This window comes from Mesorhizobium sp. B2-3-14 (assembly GCF_006442175.1).
Lineage (GTDB): Bacteria > Pseudomonadota > Alphaproteobacteria > Rhizobiales > Rhizobiaceae > Mesorhizobium > Mesorhizobium australicum.
In genome coordinates, this window is record NZ_VFVP01000001.1 from 721,026 (window position 1) to 738,103 (window position 17,078).

Below are 17,078 nucleotides of genomic sequence, written 5' to 3' on the forward strand. Positions count from 1 at the left end.
GCAGCAGCCAACGTCGGGATCGGATGACGCATCCTTTCTCCCCTTGCAAGGCAGGTCAAACAAAATCGAAAGGACCGGCCAACGCGCGACAAGCAGTTCGGCGGGCGCTGGATCACGTATGAAACGGTGCGCCGACAGCGCGATGGCATACGAAAATTCCAGCCGAAATCGATGCCGTCGGAAGGTGTCAGCCGGCTTTCGAGCAGTCCGGCTTCGGCTCGCCCGGCAGCTTGCCGTCGGGATGACCGACGAGGTCGGGATTGGCCGTGTAGAGCTGGTCGATGACCAGCGGCCGATCGGGCAGGATGGACTGGTCTTCCGTCGACATCAGCGTGGTGTCGATCTCCTGCAGGACCGCGCCATCGGCGCCCTTGATGCTGATGGCGATGGCATAGGGCTTGTTCCTGACAACGCAGGTCAGCGCCGGGCTTTCCAGGCTCACCTTGTCGAGCTTCGGCCAGATCTTCTGCTCGACCACGAAGGGATCGCCACCGGCGGGGTTCTGGAAACTGGCAACCGCCACCTGACCCTCGCCCATCGGCCGCAAGGGTCTCAGCGTCACGACATAGGTCGCCCTGGCGAGGCGGTAGTTGAAGACGAATATCTTGCCGGAAACTTCAAACAGCTTGCCTTCACCGCCGGTATCCCGGCAAGCGCCAAGCGTCATCGCCGCGATCAGCGCCGCGCCAGCAACCGTCGAGCGGGAAAGAATTCTAGGCATTCCTGACCTCATTGGCCGCCATGCGGCGGCGATAGTGACGGCTTGCCTTCTGCCTGTTGCCGCACACCGCCATGTCGCACCAAAGGCGGCTGGAATTGCGGCTTCTGTCGACGAACAGCCAGGTGCAATTGGGACAGATCCTGAGCCTCGCGACGGTGTCGTCACGCAGCAGGGAAAGCGCCGAAACCGCCAGTGCCGCCTCGAAGGCGATCGGCGTCGCCGGATCGCCGAACGGCCGTCCCTGCGCCCCGATCTCGGTCCCGCCGGCGGCCAGGCCGTCGGCGCAGGACCGCAGGAATTCGGGCAGATCGGCGGTGGCGACCGCGCCTTTCGACACAGCGCCTCGAAACAGCCTATCGGTCGTCTCGCGGATCGACAGCACGACAGGCGCGATTGCCGCCGGCGAGGACACCGCCAGCCGCCTGTCGCCAAGCTCGGCGGCGCGAAAGCCGCTAGCCGCGTCGGCGAAGCGGGCGATTTCGGCCGGATCGTCGAAGCGGTCGAATGTGCGCTCCGGATCGCCGCGCAGCACGACGGTGTTCGCCGTGTCGAGCGCGAGCAGGCCGCCGGTGAAGCGGTGAGGAGTCCAGGCAACTGTCATTTCCGGAAATCTAACCGATAAATCGCGTTTGACAAGTTAGATTTGACGATGCAAACCTCGGCGCAGGGTATCGCCGCCTTTGTCCGCTCCGCGCTTGTCCTATTCCCTTTTGGGCGGGATGCTTCTGGTGTTGTCGAGCATGCTTTACTTCTTCCAGCAGGTGCTGAACGGGCTGCATTCGGGCGCGCTCTATGCGTTGCTCGCCTTCGGCTACGTGCTGACCAACGGCATTCTGCACCGCACCAACCTTGCCTATGGGGCGCTGTTTGCCTTTTGCGGCCAGGCGATGATCCTGAGCGTCGCCTTCGGCTACCAAGTGCTGTGGCTGACGCTGCTGGCTTCGGTGCTGTTCGGCGTCCTCGCGGCGTTCCTCTATGCGGCGCTCATCAGCCATGTCCTGTCGCGCAGCGTCTTCGAGCCGTTGGCCGACCGCTCGCCCAACGCCATCGTGGTGACGACGCTCGGCATCCTGCTCGTCCTGTCGGAAGCAAGCCGCATCGCCGCCGACACACATGATCTGTGGCTGCCGCCGATGCTGGCCGAGCCCGTCGTTTTCGCCGAAGCCTCCGGATTCAAGGCGACGCTGACGCTGATCCAGGTGCTCGACTGCGCCGTGGTCGTGGCGGCGGTCGCCCTCGCCACCTGGGTATTTGCCCGCTCAAGCTTCGGCCGGTGCTGGCGCGCCGTCTCCGACGACCCCAGGGCCGCCGCGCTGTGCGGCGTCGACGTGCGTGGCGTGTTCCGGCGTGCCGTGCTGTTCGGCGGCTTCTGCGCCGCGCTGGCCGGGGTCATGGCCAGCCTCTACTATGGCAATGTCAGCTTCGGTTCCGGCCTTGTCTACGGCCTGAAGATCCTGTTCGTGACGGCGGTCGGCGGTTATCTCTCGCCGCCGAAGGCGGCGCTGGGCGCGGCCGCTTTCGGCATGGCCGAATCACTGTGGGCCGGCTATTTTCCGGTCGAATGGCGAGATGCCTGGATGTATCTGTTCCTGGTTGCCATGCTGATCCTGATCGGCGCCGGTCGCGACACCGGCAAGGTCGTCTGATCCCGCCAGACTTTGGTTGCATGACGTTTCGTCAGGGCGCGGTTTTCCACCGTGCCGGGAGCGCCGATGGCCTGCATCCGTCCTCCCCTTGTTGACCAACCGGACCACGCACTGCATACGGTTGGGCCAGGCGGCGCGACGAAAGGGGCGATCGCGCGTCACCGCATCAGGGAGGAATGCATGGCAGGGCTTCTCGCTCTATCCAGAACGATCGATCGTATGAACGAGTTCATCGGCAAATCGGTATCCTGGCTGATCCTGCTGGCGATCCTGGTGAGTGCGGCCAACGCGGTCATCCGCAAGGTGTTCGACACCTCGTCCAACGCCTGGCTGGAGCTGCAATGGTACCTGTTCGGCGCCGCCTTCATGCTGGCCGCCGCCTACACGCTGAAACAGAACGAGCATATTCGCATCGACATCGTCTACGGCCTGTTTTCACGCCGCGTGCAGCACTGGATCGACCTCTTCGGCCACGTCTTTTTCCTGATGCCGTTCGTGACGCTGATGGTGTTCTATTTCGTGCCCTACGTGTCGCTGTCGTTTCACAGCGGCGAGATGTCGACCAACGCCGGCGGCCTGATCGTGTGGCCGGCCAAGGCGATCCTGCTGGTCGGCTTTTTCCTGCTCGCGCTGCAGGGCATTTCCGAGATCATCAAGAAGATCGCCATCATGCGCGGCGTCATTGAGGATCCCAACCCATTCATTTCCGTGCACGAACAGGCTGAACTCGAAGCCAAGGCGCTCGCCGAAGAGGTGCGTTCGTGATGGAGTTCATCGCCCAGAACATGGCGCCGATCATGTTCGCCTCGCTGATCCTGTTCATGCTGATCGGCTATCCCGTCGCCTTTTCGCTTGCCGCCAACGGCTTGATGTTCTTCTTCATCGGCGTGCTTCTGACACCCTATTCGGGCGGCGCGATCAATCTCGCCTGGCCGCTGCTCTATGCGCTGCCGGACAATTTCTACGGCAGCCGGGTGATGTCGAACGACACGCTGCTGGCGATCCCGTTCTTCACCTTCATGGGCATCGTGCTCGAACGATCGGGCATGGCGGAAGACCTGCTCGACACGATCGGCCAGTTGTTCGGGCCCGTCCGCGGAGGCCTCGCCTACGCGGTGATCTTCGTCGGCGCATTGCTGGCGGCGACCACAGGCGTGGTGGCGGCGTCCGTTATCGCCATGGGGCTGATCTCGCTGCCGATCATGCTGCGCTATGGTTATGACCGCCGGGTGGCATCCGGCGTCATCGCTGCCTCGGGCACGCTCGCCCAGATCATTCCGCCGTCGCTGGTGCTGATCGTTCTCGCCGACCAGCTCGGCCGCTCTGTCGGCGACATGTATGCCGGCGCCCTGATCCCCGGCCTGGTGCTGACCGGCCTATACACGCTCTACATCGTGATCATATCGATCGTCCGGCCAAAGTCGATGCCTGCCCTGCCGCTTGAGGCGCGGACGCTCGGCCATGGCGTGGTGTCGTTGCTGATCGCGTTGATAGCGGCCATTGCGGTCGCCTATGCCGCCTACCGTTACCTGGTGCCCGCTCATGGCGACAACGCCGATATTCTCGGCGCGACGGTCGGCGTCGTCTTCATCTACATCGTCGCGATCCTCGACCGCAGCCTGAACATCAACATGATGTCGCGGCTGGCGCAGCAGGTCGTTATCGTGCTGATCCCGCCGCTGGCGCTGATCTTCCTGGTGCTCGGCACCATCTTCCTCGGCATCGCCACCCCAACCGAGGGCGGCGCTATGGGCGCGGTCGGTGCGCTGGCGATGGCGGCAATGAAGGGCCGGCTGTCGATGGACGTGATCAAGCAGGCGCTGGCCTCGACGACGCGGCTGTCGTCCTTCGTGCTGTTCATCCTGATAGGCGCGCGGGTGTTCTCGCTGACCTTCTACGGCGTCAACGGCCAGATCTGGGTCGAGCATCTCTTGACCTCGCTGCCTGGCGGCGAAGTCGGCTTCCTGATCGGCGTCAACATGCTCGTCTTCTTCCTCGCCTTCTTCCTCGATTTCTTCGAACTGGCCTTCATCATCGTGCCGCTGCTGGCGCCGGCGGCCGACAAGCTCGGCATCGACCTGATCTGGTTCGGCGTGCTCCTGGGCGTCAACATGCAGACCAGCTTCATGCATCCACCATTCGGCTTCGCGCTATTCTACCTGCGCTCGGTCGCTGCCCGCGTGCCCTATCTCGATCGCCTGACCGGCAAGCAGATCGCGCCGGTGACAACGGGCCAGATCTATTGGGGCGCGGTGCCATTCGTCTGCATCCAGGTGATCATGATCGGCCTGACCATCGCCTTCCCGCAAATGGTGATGCGCTACAAGGGCACGGCCGTCGATTCCGGCACGATCGACTACACGGTGCCCGGGGTGCCCAGCCTGTCGCCGCTCGGCGCGCCGGACGGTGGCGGCGCGCCTGCCACTGGCGGCGCCGCACCGACGGCGCCCGGCACGCCCGATCTGTCGCAGCCCCCGAATTTCGGCGATGCGCCGCCGGCCAAGCCGGCTGCACCCGCGCCGGACCTGTCGCAACCGCCGAGCTTCAATTGATGGAAACGATGCCATGAAAGCCGTGCGGTTGGAGGCAGTGGGCAGCATCTCGTTGCGCGAGATCGCCAAACCGGTCCCGGGCCCGGACGACCTCCTGGTGCGGATCGAAGCCTGCGGTGTCTGCGGCACCGACCGGCATCTTTTCCACGGCGAGTTCCCCTGCAGGCCGCCAGTGACACCCGGGCACGAATTCTCCGGCATCGTCGAGGCAATCGGCACCGCCGTCTCCGGCTTTGCCGTCGGCGACCGCGTCACCGGCGACCCCAACATCGCCTGCGGGCGCTGCGGCCATTGCCATGCCGGCCGCGTCAATTTGTGCGGCAATCTCACCGCCATCGGCATCCACCGCGACGGCGGCTTTGCCGACTATGTGGTGATGCCGCAGAAACAGGCCTTTGTCCTTCCCGCGAATCTGAAGCCGACACATGGTGCTTTCTGCGAACCGCTCGGCTGCTGCCTGCACGGCGTCGACCTTGCCGAGATCAAGCCAGGCAGCTCGGTGGTCGTGCTCGGCGGCGGCGTCATCGGCCTGCTCACCGTGCAACTGGCGCGGCTGGCCGGGGCCACCACCATCATCCTGTCGACACGGCAAGCCTCGCGGCGCGCGCTTGCCAGCGAACTCGGTGCGACGGCGACGGTTGATCCCGCCGCCACCGATGTGATCGAGGCCATCGCCGGTCCGGCCGGACTGATGCCTGGTGGCGCCGACGTGGTGTTCGAATGCGCCGGTGTGCGCGAGACCGTCGAGCAGTCGATGCGGCTGGCAAGGGCGGGCGGCACCGTCGTTATCGTCGGCGTGACGCCGCAAGGCATGAAGGTGGAATTCGAGCCCTTCGACCTGTTGTTCCGCGAACTCAAGGTAGTGGGCTCATTCCTCAATCCCTACACGCATCGCCGCGCCGCCGAGCTTATCGCGTCGGGCGTGATCGAGATCGATCGGTTGATCTCCAGGCAAGTCACGCTCGAAGAGGCGCCAGGGGTGATCGCCAACCCGCCGGCTCCTGGTGAAGTGAAGGTGCTGGTGGTGCCAGGTATGGGCTGAGGTTCAGGCTTCGCGGCATTTGGCAATTGCCGTCGCCGTCGAGCAAAGAAAAGCCCCGGGAACAAAAATGCCCCGGGGCTTTCGAAAAGCAAAGTGCGATCGCCTACAGCTTGCCGTTGCGCTGCTGGACCATCATGAAGGTGTCGTAATTGTATTCGGCCACCTGCGCCCAGAGATAGTGCTCCTTGCGGAAGCCCTTGATCGATTCCCAGATCTTCTTGAACGGCGCGTTCGAGGCTTCCATTTCGGCGTAGACTTCGTTGGCCTTCTCGAAGCAGGCGGCCATGATCTCCTGGCTGAATGGGCGCAGTTTGGCGCCGCCGGCCACCAGTCGCTTCACCGCCGGAGGGTTCACATAGTCGTATTTCTGCAGCATGTTGGCGTCCGCGGCCTGGGCGCACGTCCGCAGCAGCGACTTGTAGGTCGGCGAAAGCTCGTCGTATTTCGCCTTGTTGAACATCAGGTGGACGGTCGGGCCGCCTTCCCACCAGCCGGGATAGTAATAATAGGGCGCGACCTTGTAGAAGCCGAGCTTCTCGTCGTCATAGGGGCCGACCCATTCGGCGGCGTCGATGGTGCCTTTTTCCAGCGCCGGGTAGATGTCGCCGCCGGCGATCTGCTGCGGCACCACGCCGAGCTTCTGCACCACTTTGCCGGCAAAGCCGCCAATGCGCATCTTGAGGCCGGAGAGGTCGGCGACGGTGTTGATCTCCTTGCGGAACCAGCCGCCCATCTGCACGCCGGTGTTGCCGCCCGGCAGGCCGAACAGACCTTGCGTGGCGAGAAACTCATTGAACAGATCGATGCCGCCGCCATGGTAGTGCCATGCATTCATGCCGCGCGCGTTGAGCGAAAAGGGCACCGCCGCACCCAGCGCCCATGTCGGGTCCTTGCCCCAGTAATAATATGCCACCGTGTGGCAGGCCTCGACCGTGCCGGCCGTGGTGGCATCGGCGGCCTGCAGGCCGGGAACAAGCTCGCCCGCGGCAAAGACCTGGATCTGGAAATTGCCGTCGGTGGCTTCCGACAGCATCTTGGAGAACACTTCGGCCCCGCCATAGATGGTGTCGAGCGACTTCGGGAAGGACGACGCCAATCGCCATGTCACCTTGGGGTTGGACTGGGCGATTGCCGGTGCGGCGAGCGTGGCCGCCGCCGCGGCTGCGCCGACGCCGGTGACGCCGGCCTTGCGGATAAATGAACGACGATCCATGCAGTTCCTCCCTTTTGGACCAACAAACCGACGTTCGGGAAATCCTCGGCTCCCGCATCGGTTCGCTCGAAACAATACACGGGCAAGGAGTCGAGTCCAGCACGGCGGCCGGATTTGATTGCGAAGCCATGCGACCCTGCAACTATAGTCTAACAGGCGGTTTCGTGGCCCATGCGACACGCTGAGACTTGGCTGGAAAAATGGCCGGGGATCGCTTATTTTAAAGGCAGGATATCCCTTGCCAGATGGAAGACAGACCCAAAATGCAGCAGCCGCTCGTCGCCATATCGACCGACGTCCGTCAGTTCGACAACTACACCTGGCATGCCGCCCCTCAACAATATCTGGAAGCAGCAATCGTAGGTGCCGGCGTTTTCCCACTGCTCGTGCCATCGTTCGGCGACCGGCTGGACTTCGACGAACTTCTGTCGTCGGTCGACGGCGTCATGCTGACGGGCTCGAAATCCAACGTCGACCCCTCGCTCTATGGCGGCGATGCCAGCGAAGCGAACGGCCCCTATGACACCGCGCGCGACGCCACGACGCTGCCGCTGATCCGCAAGGCGATCGAGCGCGGCGTGCCGCTGCTTGCCATCTGCCGCGGCATCCAGGAATTGAACGTGGCGCTCGGCGGCACACTGGGCACCGAGATCCAGGAGCGCGAGGGGTCGCTGGACCACCGTGCGGCGGTGAGCGACAAACAGGATGAGCGCTTCGCCATTCACCAGACCATTTCGATCAAGGCAGGCAGTTGCCTGGCCGGCGTGTTCGGCGCCGGCGACATCAAGGTCAATTCCTTGCATCGCCAGGCGATTGACCGGCTGGGATCGAAGCTCGAGATCGAGGCTGTCGCCACCGACGGCACGGTCGAAGCGGTTTCGGTCAAGGGTGCCCGCGCCTTCGCCGTCGGCGTCCAGTGGCATCCCGAATACTGGGTCAAGTCGGACAGCAATTCCGCCAAGATTTTTCGCGCTTTCGGCGATGCGGTGCGCCTGCATGCCGCCGCGAAAGCCGGCGCGCGGGCGGCGGCGGAGTAGTCAGTTTCCAGGTTTCAGGCCACCGTCTGATGCCAGCGACAGCAACGGCAGGGCCGGCGCGTAGGATTCGTAGCCATCGCCATCAGCCACGGCAAAGGTGACGATCGGATCGATGCCGTTGGCGCTGAAGGCAACGGTTCCGTCGTTTTGCTCGCGCCAGAATTTAGCCCGCTCGAGGCCCGGCAGGAGCCGTCGGCAATTCGGCGCCACCGTCAGCAGCGACAGGCCATCCGAGACCGAGGCGCCGCGCGTGACCGCGCATGCGCCTTCGTCGCCATTGGCAACCAGTCTGTAGGCATTGGAAGGCGTAGCCTCATTGGCAGCGCTTTCCCCGCTGCCGTCATGAAACAGCTGAACGCCGCCAAACAGCGCGGCGGTGGCGATCAATGCAAAAAGCGTTTTCATCATTCCTCATCCAGCACACAGGATGAAGAATGATTTCAAAGGGTTAAGCCGACGTTAATAAATATGGCAGTGCCACCGCTCAAGGGCGAGCCTTCACATGCGCCGTCTCGGGCACTGGTGTCAGCGGCCTGCGGTCGCTGAACCACGACACCAGATTGTCGACGCATAGATCGGCCATGGCGCGGCGTGTGTGCTCCGAGGCCGAGCCGACATGCGGCAACAGAGAGGCGTTTGGTAAGCCGAGCAACGCCTTGGGGACATTCGGCTCGTCGGCGAAGACATCGAGCCCGGCGGCGGCGATGGTGCCGTCGGCGAGAGCGGCCGCAAGCGCCGCCTCGTCGACGGTGCTGCCGCGGCCGATGTTGACGAAGACGCCGTTCGCGCCGAGCGCCGACAGGATCTCGGCATTGACCGCTTTCTGTGTCGAAGCACCGCCGGGCGCCACCGAAATCAGCGTGTCGACTGCCTCGGCCAAGCCCTTCAGCGTGTCGTGGTATTGATAGGACAGGCCTTCGACCCGGCGTCGGTTGTGATAGGCGATCGGCAGGCCGAAGGCCTCCAGCCGCCGTGCAATGGCTTGTCCGATGCGGCCCATGCCGAAAATACCGACGCGGCGCGCGCGCAAGGTCAGCCGGCTCAGCGGATAGTTGCCCTTCTTCGCCCAGCTGCCGTCACGCAGCCAGGTTTCGGCACGCGGCAGGTCGCGCACCGTGTTGATCAGCAGCCCGATCGCGGTGTCGGCGACCTCTTCGGTCAGCACGTCGGGCGTGTTGGTGACCATGATGTTTTTCGCCGCCGCATGGCCGACATCGACCGAATCATAGCCGACGCCGAACGAGGCGATGAGTTCGAGCTTCGGCAACGCGTCCATCATCGCCGCACTGATGCCGGCAAAGGATGCGATGCCGCGCACCGTGCGGCGCATCTCGTCGGTGACCAGCGCGGGATCGGCGCGCTCGATGCCGATGCGATTGAACGTCCGGTCGATACGCGCGACGGCGTGGTCGCTGAAATCGGCCGGCACCAGAATGGCAACGGCTCCCAATTGTTCGGCCTTGGTCATGCACGCTCCACCGGCTTGCCGGTCGACTGGCGCACATGCAGTTCCGGCTTGATCAATTCCTGCGAGGGCCGCACCGTCTGTCCGTTGAGCTTGTCGAGCAGCGCGCTGGCGGCGCGGCGGCCAACCTCGCGCTGGCCGTTCCAGACGGTGGTCAGCGCCGGCGTGGCTATCGCCGCCTCTTCGAGGTCGTCATAGCCGGTGACGGAGATGTCGACGCCCGGCACAAGGCCGGCACGCGCAATGCCGTTCATCAGGCCGATGGCGACGAGGTCGTTCCAGCAGCAGGCCGCAGTCGGCCTGTCCTTCAGCGCCAGGAACTGCCCAGCGGCCTCGAAACCGGCCTGCTTGGTGCGCGGGCCTGATATGCGCCAGGACGGCCTGACTTCAAGCCCGGCTGCCTCCATGGCGTTCACATAGCCCTGATAGCGATCGCGGCCGGTCGAGGTCTGGTCGGTGCCGCCGATCATGGCGATGCGCTTGTGGCCGAGCGAGATCAGATGGTTGGTGGCGAGGCCCGTGCCATAGGCATCGTCGCCGCGAAACACCGGTACGTCGGCGCCCTCGACGGTGCGTGCGATCAGCACCGCCGGCAGCCCATTCTCCTCGGCCATGACGATATCGGACGCCGGCGTGCCGATAGCCGGCGACATGATGACGCCATCGGCGCCGAGCTGCAGCAATGTATCGATGAAGGTGCGCTGCTTTTCGAGCTGATCGTAGTGATTGGACAGGATGAAGGTCTGCCGGCTGCGGTCGAGCTCACTCTCGATCGAACGCAGGATCTCGGCGAAGAACGGGTTCATGATGTCGTGGACGACGACACCGACAATGCCCGAGCGCGAGGTGCGCAGGCTGGCGGCGCGGCGGTTGTAGATATAGCCGATGGCGCGCGCATGTTCCTTGATGCGGTCGCGCGTCGAGCCGGCAACCAGCGGGCTGTCGCGCAGTGCCAAGGATACGGTGGCTGTGGACACGCCGAGCGCATCCGCGATCGTCGACAGCTTGATCTTCTGTGCCAGCCTTTCGCTCCCCGTCGTTTTTTAAACTGTTTAAGGGCGGCCTTATGCCATCGATCCGGGCCAAATCAAAGTTTTTTTGCCAGCGCCTCGGCCTCGACATCCGAGGCCGCACGGCTGCGCAGCCTGAGCCGATGTTCGCGATGGACGATGTAGAGGCCGCTGGCGACGATGATGGCGGCGCCGACCAGCGTCCAGCGGTCGGGGAACTGCTTGAAGACAAGCCAGCCCGAAATGATCATCCACACCATTTGCGAATAGGGATATGGCGCGAGCGCTGTGGTCGTCGCCAGCCGATAGGCTTGGACCAGCAACCAGTGGCCGACACCGCCGAACACGCCAAGCATGAGCAGCACGGACCAGTGCCAGCCATCATGCGGCAGGGAAAATGAAAACGGCAGCAAGGGCAGCAGCAGGACCGTCGGCGCCAACGCCGAGAACAAGATCAGGCTCTCCGGAGTCTCGGTCGCCGACATGCGGCGCGTCATGATGACATAGAAGCAGTTCGACAGCATCGAGCCGAGCGCGAAGAGATGTCCGATGCCGAAAACGCCGACACCGGGCCGCGTGATGATCAGGACCCCGGCGAAAGCGGCCAGGATAGCCAGCCAGCGCCGCCATCCGGCCCATTCGCCGAGCAGCGGCCCGGCAAGGGCGGTGATCACCATCGGCCCGAAGAAATAGATCGACGTCGTCTCGGCCAGTTGCAGGGAGCGCAGCGCCAGGACATTGAACATGGTCGAGCCGAACAGGAACGCGCCGCGCATCACATGCGCCGGCAGGTTGACCGGCCGAAATCGCCTCGGTTCGCGCCAGCCACGCAGCAGCGCTCCAACCAGCACGACATGCACGGCAAAGCGCACCCAGGCGACGATCAGGACGGAGACGCCGGCCAGGACGAGATATTTGCTGCTGGTGTCGAGGAAGGTGAAGAAGACATAGGTGGTCAGCATGCACAGGATCGCCACCGGCGGCGTCGCGCTTTCGACATGTCTTTGGGAAGGATTCACGTGCAGGCCGGGGAAAAGCTGGGCTGGAACCCCACCTTTGCGGGAATTGCGGCTTGCCGGCAAGCCAATTGTCGCCCGCAGCCGCGCCTAAGCTCGCTGGTACAACAACAGTCGGCGTCAGGCTTAGCCTTCGGGCGCTACGCGTGCATGCGGGCGTCCTTGGTTATCTTGTCGACCACCTTCTTCTCGGCACGCAGCGCTATGCCGACCACCTTGGCATCTTCGGGCGCGAACTCGGCAAAGACGGCGCGGTTGGCGGCATCGAAGCCGGTCGAGAACATCTCCTCGACATAGAGCGAGGTGGTGACGCCGCGTTCCAGCGCACGCCGATGGATCGCACTCATCGTTGCCTGGTCGGCCGAGAGCACGATGACCGGCTGGATCGACAGGGGATTGTAGAGATTGCCGGCGCGGTCGCGATAGGGCTCGCCGATGATGTCGGGGAATTGCGCGACAATGCCGCTGGTCAGGAAGGCGGTGACGTTGAGTTTCTGCCAGACGGCCAGGTCTTGCCGCAGTACGATTGCAAATTTCGTATCGAACATGAGAAAACAAGCCATTCAAGGTAGGGCCCCGTGTAGCGAGGCTGAAGGAGACGATGTCGTTCGATCTAGACCGTCAGGCCTTCGAGGGTCTTGGACGTTTGTGCGCCGATGCCGCTGAAAACTGCATCATCTCCGCTCGCGACCCCGCGGGGATGGAGCGCATCGAGGCGCGGTTTCACGGCAGCGCCTTCGATCCGCATCGCCACGACACCTACGCGATCGGGGTGACGCTGCGTGGCGTGCAGACCTTCCGCTATCGCGGCGCGGCACGGCTGAGCCTGCCCGGCCAGGTCATCGTGCTGCATCCGGACGAGTTGCACGATGGCGGCGCCGGCACGGAAGAAGGCCTGCGCTACAGGATGCTCTATCTGGAGCCCTCACTGATGCTCGGCTGTCTCGGCGGCACGGCGCTGCCCTTCGTCAGGGACGGCGTGGTGACGGACGAGGCCTTCTGCGCGACGCTGCTGTCGGCGCTCGGGCCATTGGAGCAGGAACTGGACGAGCTGTTCGTCGACGACTTCCTGGCGCGGCTGATGCAAAGTCTGACCCGGCATGCCGGCAAGCCGGCAAAGCCAATAGCCGGGACGGCGTGGCGGGCGGCGACGCTGGCGGGTGAGTATCTCACGGAAAACCTCGACCGGCCCGTGCGTTCGGGTGAGTTGGAGGCCGTCACGGGTCTCGACCGCTATGCCCTATCGAGACATTTCCGCGCGGCCTTCTCGACCAGCCCGCATCGTTTCCTGGTAATGCGCCGGCTTCAGCGCGCGCGCAGGATGATCGCCGCCGGCGTGCCCCTGGCACAGATCGCGATCGAGGCCGGCTTCAGCGACCAGAGCCACTTCAACAGGCAATTCAAGAAAGCGTTCGGCATGACGCCGGGCCGTTGGTCGTCCTTGATCCACGGAAATACCGCGGCAGCCTGACGGCCGGAGAGATCAGTCGTCCGACTCGGCGTCATCGTCGATCAGCACCAGCTCCTCGTTGGAGAGGTTGGCCTCGATGCGGGCGAGCAGCTTGAACAGAGCCTTCTGGTCCTTCTTATCGAGACCCTTAAGCGCCTGCTTTTCGGTCTTCTTCACCGACTTCTCAATGGCGCGGATGGTTTCACGGCCGGTATCGGTGAGGAAGATATGGGCCTGGCGGGCATCGGAGTCCGACGCGCGTTTCTCCAGAAAACCCTGTGCCTGCAGCCGGTTGATGGTCTTGGTGATGGTCGGCGGACGCACGCCAAGACGCCCGGCGAGATTGCCCGGCGTCTGGCCGTCCTCACGGTCCAGCGCCAGCATGATCTGGTCCTGGCCGGCGTAAAAGCCATGCGCCAGGAGCCGCGCGGCCAGCGCGGTCCTTGCCAGCCTTGCCGCTGAATGCAGCCGGCTCATCGTTGCAGTCTTGTCCGCCTTGGCCATGGTCATCCCTCTTCGGCCGTACCGGTGCGCACAGCATAGACGCAGCCGGCCGGTTGGCAATCGACGATCGAAAAAGATTCCGGCATCCGAAACAGCTTTGCCGGCAAGCATTCGCGGTGTCCGCCGTGGTGATGCCAGATGTTTATTTCAGTTAGATGACAAACGAGTTTCGGGTGAAGGGAATTCGGAGCGACCACTGCGTGAATGCGATCCGACGACCGGACAGCCCTGGCAAGAGGCCCGTTGATCATTCCGTCGCCGGGGACGGCGGCCGCTTCCGCGGCCATGATGCCGGGACAATCCCGGTCGGCAGCTTTGGCCCATGGTTTGCCCCGTGCAAAAGCCCGGCGCACATCCTATATGGAACCGACAATCCCTTTTCGCGGCCTGAATTTCAGGGCCCAGTCATTTCGAGGCAAGCCATGAGCGAAGCGCAGACACAGATTCCCGTAACCGTCCTCACCGGCTATCTCGGCGCCGGCAAGACGACGCTGCTCAACCGCATCCTGTCGGAAAACCACGGCAGGCGCTACGCCGTCATCGTCAACGAATTCGGCGAGATCGGCATCGACAACGACCTGATCGTGGAATCAGACGAGGAGATCTACGAGATGAATAATGGCTGCGTCTGCTGCACGGTGCGCGGCGACCTGATCCGTGTCGTCGAGGGCCTGATGCGGCGGCCCGGCCGCTTCGACGCCATCGTTGTCGAGACCACGGGTCTCGCCGATCCTGTGCCGGTGGCGCAGACCTTCTTCATGGACGACGACGTGCGCTCCAAGACCAAGCTCGATGCCGTGGTGGCCCTGGTCGACGCCAAGCACCTGCCGCTCAGGCTCAAGGATTCCAAGGAAGCCGAGGACCAGATCGCCTTCGCCGACGTCGTCGTGCTCAACAAGACCGACCTCGTCACCCCGGAAGAACTCGCCAAGGTCGAGGCGACGATCCGCGCCATCAACCCGGCCGCCAAAATTCACCGCACGACGCGCGCCGGCGTCGCCCTGTCGGAAGTGCTCGACCGTGGCGCCTTCGACCTGTCCAGGGCGCTGGAGAACGATCCGCATTTCCTCGAAGCGCATGATGAACACGATCACCACGATCATGATCACCACGACCACGATGGGCACGACCACCACCATCACGCTCATCCGTCCGACATCCATGATGTGACGGTGCAGTCGGTGTCGCTGCGCGGCGGCGAGATGGACCCGAAGAAATTCTTCCCGTGGATCGAGAAGGTCACCCAGATGGAAGGCCCCAACATCCTGCGGCTGAAAGGCATCATCGCGCTCAAGGGCGATGACGAGCGCTATGTCATCCAAGGCGTGCACATGATCATCGAGGGCGACCACCAGCGCGCCTGGAAGGACGGCGAAAAGCACGAAAGCCGGCTGGTGTTCATCGGACGCGAACTCGACGCTGAACGGCTGAAGAAGAGCTTTGACGCCTGCCAGGCCTAGGTTCAGCCACACGATTCAAAGCTTGAATTGTGCGATACGTACACATATCATGTGTACGTATCGCGATGAGGAATGACCATGCCTAGACCTGCGGACAACAAGACCGAGCGCTACCAAATCCGCATTCCCCCTTCGGAGAAGGCGATGATCGCGCGCGCCGCTGCGCTCTCGCACAAAGACATGGCAGACTTCATCCTCGATAAGATCGTGCCTGCGGCGCAGGCGGTGATTGATGCGGCTGAAGTGACGAAGGTGTCCGACCGCGACTTTAAGCGCATCCTGGACCTGCTGGAACACCCGCCAAAACCCAACGCCAGGCTCAAGGCGGCGATTGCGGCCTTGCCGGACACTTTGTGACTCTTCCGTCCTGGCACGAGGAGCCAATAGCAAAACGCCACGATCGAGCGTCCTTCGATTGTGGCGACCTGCAGATGAACGAATTTCTGCAGCGGTTCGCGCGACAGAGTCATGATCAGAATGCGGCCAAGACCTTCTGCGCGATCGGCGATACAGCTTCGGAACGTGTACTCGGTTTTTATACGATCGCGCCGTCCGCCGTCGCTCATGAAGCCGTTCCCGCAGCCCTGACGAGAGGCTTGGCACGACACGAAGTTTCCGGCTTCAAGCTTGGCCGTCTTGCCACCGATCGCACCGTCGCCGGGCAAGGCCTCGGAGGTCAGTTGCTTGCCGCGGCGGCATTGCGCTGCCTGCGGCTTGCGGGAGAAGGGGGCGGCATTCTGCTCATCATCGACGCCAAGAGCGAGCGGGCGGCAAAGTGGTATGCAAGCTACGGCGCCGAGCGTCTCACAGGATCGGATTTGACTCTGGTGATGCCGTTGGCAGCATTCGCTGCGGATCTACGAGCCAAGGGGCTGCTTTGACGCCTGCCCCTTCATCACTTGCCAATCCCGATGGTTGTCGGAACCGCAAACGTCGAGTAAGCCGCCTCTACAATTCTAATCCAGTCGAACAAAGATAACCCATGCCCACAGTTGCCCCGCTTGATCTCGAAGGCCATTGCGTCGCCGCCGTCTTCCTCGGCGACGTGCCGCATTTCGCGCTGGCCGATGGTGCTGTCCATCGGCTCGACAATGGCCACAAGACGGTGCAGGCCAATGACGGGCTGCTTGCCGCCTTCCATGACGCGGCCAACGACCGGCTGATCACCGGCGGCGAGGACGGCAAGGTTTTTGCCGTGAAAGCCGGCGGCGAGACCCAGGAGGTGGCTAACGCGGGAAAAAAATGGATCACCAGCGTTGCCGCCGGGCCGCAAGGAGCCATCGCCTATGCCACGGGCAAGACCGCCTTCGTGCGCTTCGCCGATGGCAAGACCCGGGAATTTGCCCATCCGCGCTCGGTCGAGGGGCTGGCCTTCTCGCCCAAGGGCATGCGCTTCGGCGTCGCCCGCTACAATGGCGCGACGCTGCATTTCCCCGCCGCCGAGGGCAAGCCGGTGGAACTGGAATGGGCGGGCGCACACACCGGCATCACCTTCTCGCCGGACGGCGCCTTTCTGGTCACCACCATGCAGGAAAACGCCCTGCATGGCTGGAAGCTGGCCGACGGCAAGCACATGCGCATGAGCGGCTATCCCGGCAAGGTCAAAAGCCTGTCATGGAGCGTGAAAGGCAAGTGGCTGGCCAGTTCCGGCGCGCCGGCGGCGATCGTCTGGCCGTTTTCGGGCAAGGACGGCCCGATGGGCAAGGCGCCGCTGGAACTCGGCACGCGCGGCAATGCCATGGTGACGGCGGTCGCCTGCCATCCGAGCCAGGACGTCGTCGCAGTCGGTTACGACGACGGCATGGTGATGGCCGTGCGCTTTTCCGACGCCAAGGAAGTGCTTTTGCGGCGACCGGGCAAGGGCGCCATCACCACGATGATGTGGGACAGGGAAGAACGCCGCGTCGCCTTCGGCAGCGCCGCCGGCGACTGTGGCGTCATCGACATCACGGCCTAGCCGGG

The 17,078-nt window shown here is 63.7% G+C and carries 20 protein-coding genes; 10 read left to right on the top strand and 10 right to left on the bottom strand.

The window, feature by feature from the left end; translation table 11 throughout:
* Positions 1 to 187: 187 nt before the first annotated feature.
* Positions 188 to 721, bottom strand: coding sequence for a hypothetical protein (locus tag FJ950_RS03285; RefSeq protein ID WP_224682979.1), 534 nt, complete (start codon positions 719 to 721; stop codon positions 188 to 190).
* Positions 714 to 1,322, bottom strand: coding sequence for a CGNR zinc finger domain-containing protein (locus FJ950_RS03290; RefSeq protein WP_140615015.1), 609 nt, complete (start codon positions 1,320 to 1,322; stop codon positions 714 to 716). Before FJ950_RS03290 ends, FJ950_RS03285 begins: the two co-directional genes overlap by 8 nt.
* Before the next feature lie 139 nt (positions 1,323 to 1,461).
* Here FJ950_RS03290 and FJ950_RS03295 point away from each other — a divergent pair, with 139 nt between their 5' ends.
* The 4 genes from FJ950_RS03295 to FJ950_RS03310 all read left to right on the top strand — a co-directional run bounded on the left by FJ950_RS03295 (position 1,462) and on the right by FJ950_RS03310 (position 5,961).
* Entirely contained in the window at positions 1,462 to 2,367 is a 906-nt protein-coding gene (locus FJ950_RS03295; RefSeq protein ID WP_140615429.1) for a branched-chain amino acid ABC transporter permease, read from the top strand.
* A gap of 180 nt (positions 2,368 to 2,547) precedes the next feature.
* Positions 2,548 to 3,132: a TRAP transporter small permease subunit gene (locus FJ950_RS03300; protein ID WP_015314287.1), complete on the top strand. Its 585-nt coding sequence runs from the start codon at positions 2,548 to 2,550 to the stop codon at positions 3,130 to 3,132.
* A complete protein-coding gene (locus FJ950_RS03305; protein ID WP_140615430.1) occupies positions 3,132 to 4,919 on the top strand; it encodes a TRAP transporter large permease subunit in 1,788 nt (595 codons plus the stop codon). The genes FJ950_RS03300 and FJ950_RS03305 overlap by 1 nt, the downstream gene beginning before the upstream one ends.
* A 13-nt stretch (positions 4,920 to 4,932) precedes the next feature.
* Positions 4,933 to 5,961 (top strand): zinc-dependent alcohol dehydrogenase family protein, encoded by a 1,029-nt coding sequence (locus tag FJ950_RS03310; protein WP_140615017.1) that lies wholly within the window; start codon positions 4,933 to 4,935, stop codon positions 5,959 to 5,961.
* Positions 5,962 to 6,064: 103 nt separating this feature from the next.
* On the opposite strand, the gene FJ950_RS03315 is transcribed toward FJ950_RS03310, so the two are convergent.
* A complete protein-coding gene (locus FJ950_RS03315; protein WP_027142806.1) occupies positions 6,065 to 7,174 on the bottom strand; it encodes a TRAP transporter substrate-binding protein in 1,110 nt (369 codons plus the stop codon).
* A 245-nt stretch (positions 7,175 to 7,419) separates the two neighbouring features.
* Between FJ950_RS03315 and FJ950_RS03320 the strand changes: the two genes are divergently transcribed.
* A complete protein-coding gene (locus FJ950_RS03320) occupies positions 7,420 to 8,211 on the top strand; it encodes a gamma-glutamyl-gamma-aminobutyrate hydrolase family protein (protein WP_224622904.1) in 792 nt (263 codons plus the stop codon).
* On the opposite strand, the gene FJ950_RS03325 is transcribed toward FJ950_RS03320, so the two are convergent.
* The 5 genes from FJ950_RS03325 to FJ950_RS03345 form a co-directional block, all read right to left on the bottom strand.
* Positions 8,212 to 8,616, bottom strand: a complete 405-nt coding sequence (locus FJ950_RS03325) for a hypothetical protein (RefSeq protein WP_181171042.1) — start codon at positions 8,614 to 8,616, stop codon at positions 8,212 to 8,214. It abuts the gene before it with no gap.
* A 79-nt stretch (positions 8,617 to 8,695) separates the two neighbouring features.
* Positions 8,696 to 9,679, bottom strand: a complete 984-nt coding sequence (locus tag FJ950_RS03330; RefSeq protein WP_140615021.1) for a 2-hydroxyacid dehydrogenase — start codon at positions 9,677 to 9,679, stop codon at positions 8,696 to 8,698.
* Positions 9,676 to 10,698 carry a LacI family DNA-binding transcriptional regulator gene (locus tag FJ950_RS03335; RefSeq protein WP_023772401.1) on the bottom strand — a complete coding sequence of 341 codons (1,023 nt, stop codon included), beginning with the start codon at positions 10,696 to 10,698 and terminating at the stop codon, positions 9,676 to 9,678. The genes FJ950_RS03330 and FJ950_RS03335 overlap by 4 nt, the downstream gene beginning before the upstream one ends.
* A 65-nt stretch (positions 10,699 to 10,763) precedes the next feature.
* Positions 10,764 to 11,648, bottom strand: coding sequence for a DMT family transporter (locus FJ950_RS03340; RefSeq protein ID WP_041163585.1), 885 nt, complete (start codon positions 11,646 to 11,648; stop codon positions 10,764 to 10,766).
* A gap of 194 nt (positions 11,649 to 11,842) precedes the next feature.
* Positions 11,843 to 12,250, bottom strand: coding sequence for a DUF2000 family protein (locus tag FJ950_RS03345; RefSeq protein WP_140615023.1), 408 nt, complete (start codon positions 12,248 to 12,250; stop codon positions 11,843 to 11,845).
* Between the two features lie 53 nt (positions 12,251 to 12,303).
* Here FJ950_RS03345 and FJ950_RS03350 point away from each other — a divergent pair, with 53 nt between their 5' ends.
* Entirely contained in the window at positions 12,304 to 13,173 is an 870-nt protein-coding gene (locus tag FJ950_RS03350; protein ID WP_140615025.1) for an AraC family transcriptional regulator, read from the top strand.
* 12 nt (positions 13,174 to 13,185) lie between these two features.
* Here FJ950_RS03350 and FJ950_RS03355 read toward each other — a convergent pair whose 3' ends face one another.
* Entirely contained in the window at positions 13,186 to 13,656 is a 471-nt protein-coding gene (locus tag FJ950_RS03355) for a MarR family transcriptional regulator (protein ID WP_015314298.1), read from the bottom strand.
* A gap of 2 nt (positions 13,657 to 13,658) precedes the next feature.
* Complete coding sequence (locus FJ950_RS03360; RefSeq protein ID WP_140615028.1) at positions 13,659 to 13,943, bottom strand: hypothetical protein; 285 nt, start codon at positions 13,941 to 13,943, stop codon at positions 13,659 to 13,661.
* Positions 13,944 to 14,078: 135 nt separating this feature from the next.
* Between FJ950_RS03360 and FJ950_RS03365 the strand changes: the two genes are divergently transcribed.
* The 4 genes from FJ950_RS03365 (at position 14,079) to FJ950_RS03380 (ending at position 17,073) form a co-directional block, all read left to right on the top strand.
* Complete coding sequence (locus FJ950_RS03365) at positions 14,079 to 15,116, top strand: GTP-binding protein (RefSeq protein ID WP_140615030.1); 1,038 nt, start codon at positions 14,079 to 14,081, stop codon at positions 15,114 to 15,116.
* Between the two features lie 78 nt (positions 15,117 to 15,194).
* Positions 15,195 to 15,473: a DUF1778 domain-containing protein gene (locus FJ950_RS03370; protein WP_015314300.1), complete on the top strand. Its 279-nt coding sequence runs from the start codon at positions 15,195 to 15,197 to the stop codon at positions 15,471 to 15,473.
* A complete protein-coding gene (locus FJ950_RS03375) occupies positions 15,470 to 15,997 on the top strand; it encodes a hypothetical protein (RefSeq protein ID WP_015314301.1) in 528 nt (175 codons plus the stop codon). The genes FJ950_RS03370 and FJ950_RS03375 overlap by 4 nt, the downstream gene beginning before the upstream one ends.
* Before the next feature lie 101 nt (positions 15,998 to 16,098).
* The gene (locus FJ950_RS03380; protein WP_015314302.1) at positions 16,099 to 17,073 is read left to right on the top strand and encodes a WD40 repeat domain-containing protein; all 975 of its coding nucleotides are present in this window, start codon (positions 16,099 to 16,101) and stop codon (positions 17,071 to 17,073) included.
* Positions 17,074 to 17,078 lie beyond the last annotated feature (5 nt).

Bases quoted from the DNA above. Each gene is read 5' to 3' on its own strand.
- FJ950_RS03295 (WP_140615429.1), top strand. From the start codon at position 1,462: ATGCTTTACTTCTTCCAGCAGGTGCTGAACGGGCTGCATTCGGGCGCG.
- FJ950_RS03290 (WP_140615015.1), bottom strand. From the start codon at position 1,322: ATGACAGTTGCCTGGACTCCTCACCGCTTCACCGGCGGCCTGCTCGCG.
- FJ950_RS03355 (WP_015314298.1), bottom strand. From the start codon at position 13,656: ATGGCCAAGGCGGACAAGACTGCAACGATGAGCCGGCTGCATTCAGCG.
- FJ950_RS03285 (WP_224682979.1), bottom strand. From the start codon at position 721: ATGCCTAGAATTCTTTCCCGCTCGACGGTTGCTGGCGCGGCGCTGATC.
- FJ950_RS03310 (WP_140615017.1), top strand. From the start codon at position 4,933: ATGAAAGCCGTGCGGTTGGAGGCAGTGGGCAGCATCTCGTTGCGCGAG.
- FJ950_RS03350 (WP_140615025.1), top strand. From the start codon at position 12,304: ATGTCGTTCGATCTAGACCGTCAGGCCTTCGAGGGTCTTGGACGTTTG.
- FJ950_RS03325 (WP_181171042.1), bottom strand. From the start codon at position 8,616: ATGAAAACGCTTTTTGCATTGATCGCCACCGCCGCGCTGTTTGGCGGC.
- FJ950_RS03360 (WP_140615028.1), bottom strand. From the start codon at position 13,943: ATGGCCGCGGAAGCGGCCGCCGTCCCCGGCGACGGAATGATCAACGGG.
- FJ950_RS03365 (WP_140615030.1), top strand. From the start codon at position 14,079: ATGAGCGAAGCGCAGACACAGATTCCCGTAACCGTCCTCACCGGCTAT.
- FJ950_RS03370 (WP_015314300.1), top strand. From the start codon at position 15,195: ATGCCTAGACCTGCGGACAACAAGACCGAGCGCTACCAAATCCGCATT.
- FJ950_RS03340 (WP_041163585.1), bottom strand. From the start codon at position 11,648: ATGCTGACCACCTATGTCTTCTTCACCTTCCTCGACACCAGCAGCAAA.
- FJ950_RS03320 (WP_224622904.1), top strand. From the start codon at position 7,420: ATGGAAGACAGACCCAAAATGCAGCAGCCGCTCGTCGCCATATCGACC.
- FJ950_RS03330 (WP_140615021.1), bottom strand. From the start codon at position 9,679: ATGACCAAGGCCGAACAATTGGGAGCCGTTGCCATTCTGGTGCCGGCC.
- FJ950_RS03315 (WP_027142806.1), bottom strand. From the start codon at position 7,174: ATGGATCGTCGTTCATTTATCCGCAAGGCCGGCGTCACCGGCGTCGGC.
- FJ950_RS03345 (WP_140615023.1), bottom strand. From the start codon at position 12,250: ATGTTCGATACGAAATTTGCAATCGTACTGCGGCAAGACCTGGCCGTC.
- FJ950_RS03380 (WP_015314302.1), top strand. From the start codon at position 16,099: ATGCCCACAGTTGCCCCGCTTGATCTCGAAGGCCATTGCGTCGCCGCC.
- FJ950_RS03305 (WP_140615430.1), top strand. From the start codon at position 3,132: ATGGAGTTCATCGCCCAGAACATGGCGCCGATCATGTTCGCCTCGCTG.
- FJ950_RS03300 (WP_015314287.1), top strand. From the start codon at position 2,548: ATGGCAGGGCTTCTCGCTCTATCCAGAACGATCGATCGTATGAACGAG.